The sequence below is a fragment of the Pseudomonas sp. 22515 genome, from assembly GCF_052044625.1.
GTDB classification, from domain to species: domain Bacteria; phylum Pseudomonadota; class Gammaproteobacteria; order Pseudomonadales; family Pseudomonadaceae; genus Aquipseudomonas; species Aquipseudomonas alloputida.
Genome location: NZ_JBQENN010000014.1, coordinates 12307 through 22924, shown reverse-complemented (window position 1 = coordinate 22924; position 10618 = coordinate 12307). Strand labels below are relative to the sequence as shown.

The window sequence follows — 10618 nt, the reverse complement described above, 5'->3', positions numbered from 1 at the left end:
AGAGGCCCTGACAGGCACCGCACCATTGTTATTTTTGAGCACAACTTATGCCTAATCCAACCCGATCCACCTTCTTCGACATCACCAGCGAACAAGGGCTTTTACGCACCTCGATCGCCGCCACCCTGTTCATCGCCACCATCGGCATCGCCTTCGGCCTTGCCTCCGGCTCGTTCTCCATCGTCTTCGACGGTGTGTACTCGCTGGTCGACGCCAGCATGAGCGGGCTGTCGCTGGTGGTGGTCAAGCTGATCACTTCGCACACCACCAGCGTGCAGATGTCGCGCAAGCTGCGCGAGCGCTTCACCATGGGTTTCTGGCACCTGGAGCCCATGGTACTGGCGCTCAACGGCATTCTGCTCGGCGGCGTGGCCATCTACGCGCTGATCAATGCCGTCAGCAGCCTGCTGCAAGGCGGGCGCCACCTGGAGTTCGGCATTGCCATGGTCTACGCGGCGCTGACGGTGATCACCTGCGTGACCATCGCCGTCATCGAGGCCCGCGCCAACCGCAAACTGAAGTCAGACTTCGTGCGCATGGACGTCAAGGGCTGGGTGATGTCGGCCAGCATCACGGCCGCACTGCTGATCGCCTTCTGCTTTGGCTATGCCGTGCAAGGCACTTCGCTGGAATGGGTATCACCCTATATTGACCCGGCGGTGCTGGCGCTGGTGTGCCTGGTGATCGTGCCGTTGCCGATGTCGGTGGTGCGTCAGGCGCTGTCTGAAATCTTCCTGGTCACCCCTGGCGACCTCAAGCTGCACGTAGATGAGGTGGCCAAGGCCTTCGTCGCTCGCCACGGCCTGCAGTCTTACCGCGCCTATGTCGCCAAGGTCGGGCGTTCGCAGGAGATCGAACTGTATTTCATCGTGCCCAAAACCATGGCGGCGAAGACCATCGATGAATGGGATGCCTGGCGCAACGAGATTGGCGACGCGGTAGGCGGCGAAGGGCCGGACCGCTGGCTGACCGTGGTGTTCACTGGCGACCCGGAATGGGCCGAGTAATTGGTGGGCGCTCTGCGCCCTTTTTTTCCGAACACCCGTAGCGCAAACGAAAAAGCCCGCGACCATTTCTGGTAGCGGGCTCTCACGTACTGCGTATGGTGGGTCGTGTAGGATTCGAACCTACGACCAATTGGTTAAAAGCCAACTGCTCTACCAACTGAGCTAACGACCCATTTGATGGCGCGTATAATACTGATTTCTAACGAGAATTCAACACCCCATCACGATTTTTTCAAAAATACCGAGTCGGGTCTTCGATTCCGGCGGCCTTGAAACCATCGGCGCGCAGGCGGCAGCTGTCGCATTTGCCACAGGCGCGGCCGTCATCGTCGGCCTGGTAGCAGGAAACGGTCAGGCTGTAGTCCACACCACGGGCCATACCGGCCTGCACGATCTGCGCCTTGCTCATGTTCTGCAGCGGCGCCTGGATGCGGAAGCCCTGCCCTTCTACGCCAGCCTTGGTCGCCAGGTTGGCCATGCGCTCGAAGGCCTCGACGAACTCGGGACGGCAATCCGGGTAGCCGGAGTAATCCACGGCATTGACGCCAATGAAGATGTCGCGCGCTTCCAGCACTTCGGCCCAACCCAGCGCCAGCGAAAGGAACACGGTGTTGCGCGCCGGCACATAAGTGACCGGAATGCCTTCACCCGGGGCTTCCGGTACGTCGATACTGCTGTCGGTCAATGCCGAACCGCCGATGCCGTCGAGGTTCAGCCCAATCACCTTGTGCTCGACCACACCCAGGTCGCGGGCCACGCGGGCAGCGGCGTTCAGCTCGGCGCGATGACGCTGGCCGTAGTCAAAGCTCATGGTGTAGCAGCTGTAGCCTTCGGCCTTGGCCATGGCAACCACGGTGGCCGAGTCCAGGCCGCCGGACAACAGGATTACTGCGCGTTTTTCTGTCATGTGTACGTGCTCCTCAATCAACGTCCGGGCTCGTCGTTCCACAGCAGCTTGTGCAGCTGCAGTTGGAAGCGTACAGGCAGGTTGTCAGCAACGATCCAGTCAGCCAGGTCACTGGCGTTCACCTGATGATGGCTGGGTGAGAACAACACCTCACCGGCACGCTCTGCCAGGTTGTACTGGATCAGCTTGGATACCGCCCAGTCATAATCCTCACGGGAACAAATGACGAACTTGACCTGGTCGTTACGCGTCAACTGCTCGATGTTCTCGTAGCGGTTACGGTGCGACTCTTCGGAGCCTGGGGTTTTCAGGTCGACCACACGGCTGACGCGGGTGTCGGTGCCGGCAATATCCAGCGCGCCGCTGGTTTCCAGCGACACCTCGTAACCAGCGTCACACAGCCGCTGCAGCAACGGCAAGGCGTTGGGCTGGGCCAGCGGTTCGCCACCGGTGACACAGACGTAGCGCGGCTTGAAGCCGGCCACTTGCTCAAGGATCGAATCAAGGGTGCGAACGGTACCGCCACTGAAGGCATAGGCACTGTCGCAGTACTGGCAACGCAGGGGGCAACCGGTGAGGCGCACAAATACCGTAGGCAGCCCGGCCGTTCGCGTCTCACCCTGCAAAGAGTAAAAGACTTCGGTGATGCGTAATGTGTCTTGCATGCTCGCCACGGGCGTGACAGCTAAACAGGCTGTCCGCCTCCGTCAGGCACTGTCGCGGACTCGACATCGCGTTATCCGCAGCAGCGTGTTTACGAAAAAAGGGCAGTGATTCTAACGAAAAAACCCGCGACTGGCGCGGGTTTCTTTCGAGCGGTACAGCGAAAACGCCTAGAGCTTCTGCAGGTCACGCTGAGCCAGTTGAGCGGCAGAGGTGCCGGGGTACTGGGTGACAACCTGCTGGAGGATGCCTTTTACCTTGTCGGTATGGCCCATACGGCGCTCGACATCAGCCAGTTTGTACAGCGAATCTGGCACCTTGCTGTGCTTCGGGTACTTTTGGCTGACCTGGGCAAAAGCCTGGCTGGCGCCTTGCAGGTCACCCTTGGCCAGGTTCACTTCACCCAACCAGTACTGGGCATTACCGGCGTACTGGCTGTTGGGGTACTTGCGCAGGAAGGCGTTGAACGCCTGGCTGGCCTTGTCGAAGTCTTTCTGTTTGATCAGGTCGAAAGCTGCGTCGTAATAGAGCTTCTCTTTCGCCGGATCACCGGGCTGGCTACTGCCGGCCGGTTGTTGCGCAGCAGCACCTGCTGCGGCATCGGGGGCGGCATTGGACGCACCACCACCGGAGGAATTGTCAGGGGTTGCGGCAGGCGCAGCGCCACTGTTGATGCGACGGTCCAGGTCCTGGTAACGCTCCAGGTTTTCCTGCTTCATGCGCGACACATCGTTTTGCAGCTCTTCGATGATGCCTTGCTGGCGGGAAAGCTGATCCTGCATCTGTTGCAGCTGCATGAACAGCTGGCCCTGTGCAGAGGCAGGGGCCGAAGCCCCTGACCCGGCATAGGCGCCGCTCGTGCCATAACCCGCAGGCGGATAGCTGCCTGCGTTGTCATCTACTACAGGGACCTCAGCCCAAGCCGCAAGCGGCAGGCTGAGTGCGAGGACGGTTACTACACGGCGGCACATACGCATAAGAACTTACTTACGCAGTTCTACGCGACGGTTCTGAGCCCAGGACTGCTCGTCGTTGCCGGTAGCAACTGGACGCTCTTCGCCGTAGGAAACCAGTTCCAGCTGAGCAGGGGAAACGCCCTGCAGAACCAGGTAGCGCTGAACGGCTTTCGCACGACGCTCACCCAGAGCCATGTTGTACTCGCGGGTGCCGCGCTCGTCGGTGTTACCTTCCAGAACAACACGGTTGCCGTTGGCTTTCAGGTCCTTGGCGTGAACGTCCAGAGCGCGCATGGCTTCTGGCTTCAGGTCCGAGCTGTCGTATTCGAAGTAGAAGGTGGTGATTGCGCGCAGGGCGGCTTCTTCGCTCAGGGAGCCGTCAACAGCGCCAGTGTTGGCACCGTAGCCAGCGTTAGGGTCTACAGCAGCGCCTTCGCCTGCGTTATCACCGCCCTTCGAGGAGCAACCTACAGCTACGGCCATGGCCAGAGCCAGCGCAGCAAATTTACCAAACTTCAGCATTTCCATCGTGAAACTCCTAATGAAACCCCAGTGTGTTAAGCAAAATGTATTACGCCGCAATCAGTTCAGGTAAGGGGACCAGGACGGTTCTCTGACTTCGCCTTGAGCGGTAGGAAGTGGGAGCCTCACGCGGCCATTAAGCGACACGAGCATCAAGACTCCCCGGCCCTGCTGGCGGGTGGCGTAGATTAGCATGGTGCCGTTTGGCGCAACAGTGGGAGACTCATCAAGACTTGTTTCAGACAGAATCTTTACACTTCCGCGCTGCAAGTCCTGTGCCGCCACTTTGAAGTTGGTAAAGCCCTGTTGGCGATGGATCATTACCAGGGTCTTTTCGTCCGCCGAAAGTTTCGGGTTGGCGTTGTAGTTACCCACGAACGTTACGCGCTCGGCACCACCACCACTGACCGACTGTTTATAGATCTGCGGTTTGCCGCCACGGTCGGAAGTGAAGTAAAGGGTGTTGCCATCTTTGCCCCAGAACGGCTCGGTATTGATACCCGGGCCTGCAGTAACACGGCTGATCTGGCGCGAGGCCACATTCATCACGTAGATGTCCGGGTTGCCGTCCTTGGACAGCACGAACGCCAGGCGCGAACCGTCAGGCGACCAGGCTGGCGCACCGTTCAGGCCTTCGAAGTTGGTCACCTGCTCGCGGCGGCCAGTATCGATGTTCTGCACGAAGATACGTGGGCGCTTCTGCTCGAACGAAACATAGGCGATACGTTTGCCATCTGGCGCAAAGCGCGGCGACAGGATCGGCTCACGCGATTGCAGCAGGGTCACCGCACGCGCACCGTCGTAGTCCGAACGCTGGAGGGTGTAGCGGGTGTTGTTGGTGGAGAAACGCTCGGCCGTCACGTACAGCATGCGCGTAGAGAACGCGCCCTTGATGCCGGTCAGCTTCTCGAACGACTGGTCGGCAATGTAGTGCGCCATGTCGCGCAGCTGGTCGGTGCTGCCCGCCACGCTGCCGGTCAGCACTTGCTGCTCGGTGGCGACGTTGAACAGCGCGTACTGCACCTGCAGGCGACCGCCCGACGGCACGATGCTGCCGACCATCACGTATTGTGCACCCAGCGCTTTCCAGTCACGGAAGATCACTTCGCTGGCCTGCGACGGCTGGCTGATCATGTTCTGCCGCGGAATTGGCGAGTAGTAGCCAGAGTTGCGCAGGTCATTGCCAATGATGTCGGCGATGTCTTCGGGCAGCACGCTGCCGCCCTGCAGACCGAACGGTACTACCGCGATGGGCGTGGCCCGGTCGCTGCCGCTGGTAACCAGGATGTTCTTTTCTTCTGCCACCGCCATGCCTGCCACGCAGCAGAGCATGACCAGCAGTCCTCTCAGACGTTTAATCACAACGCTAGATCCTCAGGTGTAAATGTCATCTTGAACGAACGATATTGGTTGAAATCGCTCGGCTTCATACCCTGCATCTCGGTCAAACGACCAATGTTCTTCACCGCAGCCACCGCCGAACTGTCATACGGGCCGTCACCACTGGAACGGGCCACGCTGACACTGGTGATGGTACCGTCCGGCAACATGTTGATCTGCAGGACCACCGTCATGCCCTTGCGCGCGGAAGGCGGACGTGCCCAGCCCTCGGCCGCGCGCATACGGATCAGGTCGTCGAAGTCGCCGGCCACCTGGTCACCCTGCTCGTCGGCCAGCGCTTGCTGCCGCTCGGTGGTATCGGACAACAGCTCGGCCAGTGCCTGGGCTTTCTTGTCTTCTGCCGCCTTGCGGGCCGCTTCCTGTGCCTTCTTCTTCTGGGCATCTGCAGCGGCCTTTTTCTTGGCCTCTTCAGCTGCCTTCTTCTTCGCGTCCTCGGCCGCCGCTTTCTTCTTGGCGTCCTCGGCTGCTTTCTTCTTGGCCTCTTCGGCTGCCTTTTTCTTGGCTTCCTCGGCGGCTTGCTTCTTCGCCTCTTCAGCAGCCTCTTTCTTGGCCTCTTCTTCGGCTTTTTTCTTGGCTTCGTCCTCAGCCTTTTTCTTGGCGATGTCGGCCTGCTGTTTCTCGGCGGCTTTCTTCGCCTCGTCGGCTTTCTTGGCTTCGGCGGCTTTCTTGGCCTCGGCAGCCTTGGCAGCTTCGGCGGCCTTGGCAGCATCCTCAGCTTTTTTCGCCTCGGCGGCTTCGCGGGCCTCTTCGGCCTTTTGAGCGGCGTCAGCTTTCTTTTGTTCCGCGGCCTTCACGGCCTCCTGCTCGACCTTCTTCTGTTCCAACTGCTCGACTTCGGTCTGGCGCGAAGCGGTTTTCTTCGCCTCCCCGGCAATCTTCTGATTGGTCTGGGTGGTTGCCTGGCTCTTGGACTTGAGCTGGTACAGGGTAGCCTGAACGATCGGCTTGGAAGGCGGCAGCTCAGGCGTCATGGCAAAACTGACGAACAGCAGGGCAAACACCAGCACATGCAGGCCGATGGCCCAGACACTGGGCCAGAAGTAGCTTTCCGAGGCGGATGGCTCTCGCTGTTGCATCAGGGCGCCTCGGTAATCAGGCCAACGTTACCGACACCGGCCTTCTGCAACCCGCCCATGGCACCCATGACCGCGCCATAGTCGACAGCCTTGTCGCCACGAATGAACACCTGGGTCTGCTTGCCCTGGTCACGGCCGGCAGCAATGATCTTGGTGACGGCGTCGGTCATGGCCGGCAAGGTCATGGCCTTGTCCATCTGCTTGTCGGTATCGACTTCACTGCCGAGGTTCCAGTAATAGGTTTTATCGGCCTTGATGGAGATGGTGAGGATCTGGACGTTGTTGTCCTGCGGCAAGGCTTCGCTGGAAACCTTGGGCAGGTCGACCTTCACGCCCTGATTGAGCATGGGCGCCGTCACCATGAAGATGACCAGCAGCACCAGCATCACGTCGATGTAGGGCACCACGTTCATCTCGGCGACGGGCTTGCGTTTGTGGCGAACTCGGGCCATGGGCTTCTACCTGATTACTCTTCGCTGGTGTGCACTTTGCGGTGCAGGATCGCCTGGAACTCGTCGGCGAAGGTGTAGTAACGGCCGATCAGTATTTCACTGCGCGCGGCGAAACGGTTGTAGGCAATGACAGCCGGGATTGCCGCGAACAGGCCGATGGCGGTTGCGATCAGTGCTTCGGCAATGCCCGGTGCAACGGTGGCCAGGGTGGCCTGCTGTGCGCTGGCCAGGCCGCGGAAGGAGTTCATGATGCCCCACACGGTGCCGAACAGGCCGATGTACGGGCTGGTCGAGCCAACGGTGGCCAGGAACGGCAAGCTCTGCTCGAGTTTTTCTTCCTCGCGCGAGATGGCCACACGCATGGCACGGCCAACACCTTCCATGACAGCGTCCGGATCAACACCCGGCTGCTGGCGCAGGCGCGAGAACTCCTTGAAACCGGCACGGAACACCTGCTCCACGCCGGAGTCCGGGTCTGGGTTGCTGCCTGCCTGGCGGTACAGCTTGGACAGGTCGATGCCTGACCAGAAACGCTCTTCGAAGGCATCCAGCGCACGACGACCGGCGCGCAGCATGGTGCTGCGCTGGAAGATCATGATCCATGAGGTGACCGAGGCGGCCACCAGGGTCAGCATTACCAGCTGTACCACCACGCTGGCATTGCTGACCAGACTCCACATGGAGGTATGGTCGACGACGTTAGCTTCCACGCTTATTCTCCTGCATTCGATTGATTACCCGAGCCGTCCGCCGCAAAGGCGTCGCGCAGCTGGGGGGGTAGGGCTCGGGGTTTGAAAGTGTCGGCGCGCACGGCAGCCACCAGGAACTGCCCTTCGCAAAGCAGCGTTTCATCCTTTTCCCGCCAGACCTGCTGTACGAAACGCAAGCTGGCGCGATTGAGTTCAAGTACTTGCGCGGTCACCCGCAATTCGTCATCCAGCCGCGCCGGCGCGTGATAGCGCGCTTCGCTGGAATGGACCACGAACAGCAGGTTGTCTTCAGCCAGCTGCGACTGGGAAAAGCCCAGGTGCCGCAGGCGTTCGGTGCGCGCGCGCTCCATGAATTTCAGGTAGTTGACGTAATACACCACGCCGCCCGCATCGGTATCTTCGTAATAGACGCGACACCGGTGTGCGAACGGTTCGAGCTGATTTTGCGCGCGCATACTCTAGTGCTTACTCCTCAGCTTGCCAATCCGCTGTGGCAACTGTTTTTTCTTCATTAATGTCTTATTGCCAGCGCACCCAGGGCATGCCAGCGGTAGGACCACGAAAAGTCGCTTTTGATCTGTCATTCATCGCCTGGCCCGGAAAAATCGCCCCCCTCCCCCAAGCGCCCGGGAATATTCAGCCCAAAGTGCAGGTAGGCATGCCGGGTGACCACGCGGCCGCGTGGCGTGCGCATGATGTAGCCCTGCTGAATCAGGTACGGCTCAAGCACATCTTCGATGGTATGACGCTCTTCGCTGATGGCTGCAGCCAGGTTGTCCACGCCCACCGGGCCGCCGTCGAACTTCTCGATCATGGTCAGCAGCAGGCGACGGTCCGAATGGTCGAAACCACGCTCGTCGACATCCAGCAGGTTCAGCGCCATGTCAGCCACGGCCTTGGTGATCTGGCCCTTGCCGCGCACCTCGGCGTAGTCACGCACGCGGCGCAGCAGGCGGTTGGCGATGCGCGGCGTGCCACGGGCACGACGGGCGATCTCGTAGGCCCCCTGGTCTTCGATGGCCAGGCCAAGGATGTTGGCCGAGCGGCTGACGATGGTGCTCAGATCCTTGTCGTTGTAAAACTCCAGGCGCTGCACGATACCGAAGCGGTCACGCAGCGGGTTGGTCAGCATGCCGGCACGGGTAGTAGCCCCCACCAGGGTGAAGGGTGGCAGATCGAGCTTGATAGAACGGGCTGCCGGGCCTTCGCCGATCATGATGTCGAGCTGGAAGTCCTCCATGGCCGGGTAAAGCACTTCTTCGACCACAGGCGACAGCCGGTGGATTTCGTCGATGAACAGCACGTCGTGCGGCTCGAGGTTGGTCAGCATGGCTGCCAGGTCGCCGGGGCGCTCGAGAATCGGCCCCGAAGTGCTCTTCACCGACACGCCCATTTCATGGGCGATGATGTTGGCCAGGGTGGTCTTGCCCAGGCCGGGCGGGCCGAAGATCAGCGTGTGGTCAAGCGACTCGCCGCGGCCGCGGGCGGCCTGGATGAACAGCGCCATCTGCTCGCGCACCACCGGCTGGCCAATGTACTCGTCCAGGCTCAGCGGGCGAATCGCACGGTCCTGGACTTCTTCGCGGTCGCGGCCACTGGCGGCGATCAGGCGGTCGGCTTCGATCACTTGGAAATCATCCCTTTCAGGCTGCGGCGGATCAGCTCTTCACTGCTCAGGCCGGCCTTGTCCTTGATCGCGGCAATTGCCTTGCTGGCTTCCTGCGGCTTGTAGCCCAGCGAGACCAAGGCACTGACTGCATCGGCCTCGGCACTGGACTCGCTGGCAACCGGCAAAGGCCCATCGGACACCAGGGTGAACATGGCCGGCGAGGTTTCCCAGGCCTTGAAACGGTCCTTGAGCTCGACCAGCAAGCGCTCGGCGGTTTTCTTGCCGACGCCCGGCACGCGCACCAGGGCTGAGGTGTCCTGGGCCTGCACGCAGCGCACCAGTTCATCCACTTCCAGCCCGGACATCAGCGCCAGGGCCAGCTTAGGCCCTACGCCGTTCAGGCGGATCAGCTCGCGGAACAACTCGCGCTCACGTTTTTCGGCAAAGCCGTAGAGCAAGTGGGCATCTTCGCGCACGACCAGGTGGGTATGCACCGTGACGGTTTCACCCACTTTGGGCAGACGGTACAGCGTGGTCATGGGAACTTCCAGTTCGTAACCCACGCCGTTGACGTCGATAATCAGGTGAGGCGGTTGTTTTTCCGCCAGGGTGCCGCGCAAACGTCCAATCACGTTCCGATCCTTCCTCTCGGGGAGCCGGTCAAAGACCGCTCAACCCTATCAGCAAATGCAGCAGGTGAATGCATCACCCGAACAAAATGTGTATCAGCGCATGAAGCGCTTACAGACGCAAGCGCCCGCCGCGTCGCCGCGCTGTGCTCAAGCCATGCGGCACCAGGCTGGAGCGGGTGTGGGCGTGGCACAGGGCGATGGCCAGGGCATCGGAAGCGTCGATCTGCGGTTTTTGCGTCAATTTCAGCAGGTGCATGACCATCATCATCACCTGCTCCTTGTTGGCACCACCCGTGCCGGCCACGGCCTGCTTGACCTGGGTGGCGCTGTACTCGGCGATCTCCAGGCCAGCCTCGGCGGCGGCGACGATAGCCGCGCCACGTGCCTGGCCAAGCTTGAGCGCCGAATCGGCGTTGCGGGCCATGAACACCCGTTCGATGCCCATGGTCACCGGGCCGTGCTGAGCAATGATTTCACTGACACCACGAAAAACAATCTGCAGCCGCTCGTGCAGCTCACCGCTGCCGGTGCGGATGCAGCCCGACGCCACGTACTCGCAACCACGGGCGGTCTGGCGTACCACGCCATAGCCGGTGATGCGCGAGCCGGGGTCGATACCTAGAATGAGAGTCATAAAGCCCGTCAAAAAAATGATGCATCTCTACAAACTGCGCCGGCCCTTT

Annotated in this window: 13 protein-coding genes and 1 tRNA gene; 1 reads left to right on the top strand and 13 read right to left on the bottom strand. The window is 60.8% G+C overall.

Annotation, left to right across the window (positions count from 1 at the left end):
- Positions 1-47: 47 nt before the first annotated feature.
- Complete coding sequence (locus tag ACTJJN_RS14630) at positions 48-1007, top strand: cation diffusion facilitator family transporter (RefSeq protein ID WP_440781357.1); 960 nt, start codon at positions 48-50, stop codon at positions 1005-1007.
- Positions 1008-1103: 96 nt separating this feature from the next.
- On the opposite strand, the gene ACTJJN_RS14625 is transcribed toward ACTJJN_RS14630, so the two are convergent.
- The 13 genes from ACTJJN_RS14625 to ruvC form a co-directional block, all read right to left on the bottom strand.
- A tRNA-Lys gene (locus ACTJJN_RS14625) sits at positions 1104-1179 on the bottom strand.
- A 60-nt stretch (positions 1180-1239) separates the two neighbouring features.
- On the bottom strand, positions 1240-1932 hold the full coding sequence (gene queC, locus ACTJJN_RS14620; protein ID WP_076403786.1) for a 7-cyano-7-deazaguanine synthase QueC: 693 nt from the start codon (positions 1930-1932) through the stop codon (positions 1240-1242).
- The gene (gene queE, locus ACTJJN_RS14615) at positions 1932-2579 is read right to left on the bottom strand and encodes a 7-carboxy-7-deazaguanine synthase QueE (protein ID WP_003254753.1); all 648 of its coding nucleotides are present in this window, start codon (positions 2577-2579) and stop codon (positions 1932-1934) included. The genes queC and queE overlap by 1 nt, the downstream gene beginning before the upstream one ends.
- Positions 2580-2747: 168 nt before the next feature.
- Positions 2748-3554, bottom strand: coding sequence for a tol-pal system protein YbgF (ybgF, locus tag ACTJJN_RS14610; RefSeq protein ID WP_003254754.1), 807 nt, complete (start codon positions 3552-3554; stop codon positions 2748-2750).
- A 6-nt stretch (positions 3555-3560) separates the two neighbouring features.
- Entirely contained in the window at positions 3561-4061 is a 501-nt protein-coding gene (pal, locus tag ACTJJN_RS14605; protein ID WP_003254755.1) for a peptidoglycan-associated lipoprotein Pal, read from the bottom strand.
- Between the two features lie 54 nt (positions 4062-4115).
- Complete coding sequence (gene tolB / locus ACTJJN_RS14600; protein ID WP_012051477.1) at positions 4116-5387, bottom strand: Tol-Pal system beta propeller repeat protein TolB; 1272 nt, start codon at positions 5385-5387, stop codon at positions 4116-4118.
- A 26-nt stretch (positions 5388-5413) separates the two neighbouring features.
- Entirely contained in the window at positions 5414-6532 is a 1119-nt protein-coding gene (gene tolA / locus ACTJJN_RS14595; RefSeq protein WP_012051476.1) for a cell envelope integrity protein TolA, read from the bottom strand.
- Positions 6532-6984 (bottom strand): protein TolR, encoded by a 453-nt coding sequence (tolR, locus tag ACTJJN_RS14590; protein ID WP_003254760.1) that lies wholly within the window; start codon positions 6982-6984, stop codon positions 6532-6534. Before tolR ends, tolA begins: the two co-directional genes overlap by 1 nt.
- A 14-nt stretch (positions 6985-6998) precedes the next feature.
- Positions 6999-7694: a protein TolQ gene (gene tolQ / locus ACTJJN_RS14585; RefSeq protein WP_003254762.1), complete on the bottom strand. Its 696-nt coding sequence runs from the start codon at positions 7692-7694 to the stop codon at positions 6999-7001.
- Between the two features lie 2 nt (positions 7695-7696).
- Positions 7697-8149, bottom strand: a complete 453-nt coding sequence (ybgC, locus tag ACTJJN_RS14580) for a tol-pal system-associated acyl-CoA thioesterase (protein ID WP_003254764.1) — start codon at positions 8147-8149, stop codon at positions 7697-7699.
- Between the two features lie 125 nt (positions 8150-8274).
- Entirely contained in the window at positions 8275-9321 is a 1047-nt protein-coding gene (ruvB, locus tag ACTJJN_RS14575) for a Holliday junction branch migration DNA helicase RuvB (RefSeq protein ID WP_012051475.1), read from the bottom strand.
- On the bottom strand, positions 9318-9935 hold the full coding sequence (gene ruvA / locus ACTJJN_RS14570; protein WP_003254768.1) for a Holliday junction branch migration protein RuvA: 618 nt from the start codon (positions 9933-9935) through the stop codon (positions 9318-9320). Before ruvA ends, ruvB begins: the two co-directional genes overlap by 4 nt.
- 109 nt (positions 9936-10044) lie before the next feature.
- Positions 10045-10569, bottom strand: coding sequence for a crossover junction endodeoxyribonuclease RuvC (gene ruvC, locus ACTJJN_RS14565; protein WP_003254769.1), 525 nt, complete (start codon positions 10567-10569; stop codon positions 10045-10047).
- Positions 10570-10618 lie beyond the last annotated feature (49 nt).

What these genes read in the sequence shown, in the direction of transcription:
- ACTJJN_RS14630 (WP_440781357.1), top strand. Translation starts at nt 48, where the DNA reads ATGCCTAATCCAACCCGATCCACCTTCTTCGACATCACCAGCGAACAA.
- queE (WP_003254753.1), bottom strand. Translation starts at nt 2,579, where the DNA reads ATGCAAGACACATTACGCATCACCGAAGTCTTTTACTCTTTGCAGGGT.
- ybgF (WP_003254754.1), bottom strand. Translation starts at nt 3,554, where the DNA reads ATGCGTATGTGCCGCCGTGTAGTAACCGTCCTCGCACTCAGCCTGCCG.
- pal (WP_003254755.1), bottom strand. Translation starts at nt 4,061, where the DNA reads ATGGAAATGCTGAAGTTTGGTAAATTTGCTGCGCTGGCTCTGGCCATG.
- tolB (WP_012051477.1), bottom strand. Translation starts at nt 5,387, where the DNA reads ATGCTCTGCTGCGTGGCAGGCATGGCGGTGGCAGAAGAAAAGAACATC.
- tolA (WP_012051476.1), bottom strand. Translation starts at nt 6,532, where the DNA reads ATGCAACAGCGAGAGCCATCCGCCTCGGAAAGCTACTTCTGGCCCAGT.
- tolR (WP_003254760.1), bottom strand. Translation starts at nt 6,984, where the DNA reads ATGGCCCGAGTTCGCCACAAACGCAAGCCCGTCGCCGAGATGAACGTG.
- ybgC (WP_003254764.1), bottom strand. Translation starts at nt 8,149, where the DNA reads ATGCGCGCGCAAAATCAGCTCGAACCGTTCGCACACCGGTGTCGCGTC.
- ruvC (WP_003254769.1), bottom strand. Translation starts at nt 10,569, where the DNA reads ATGACTCTCATTCTAGGTATCGACCCCGGCTCGCGCATCACCGGCTAT.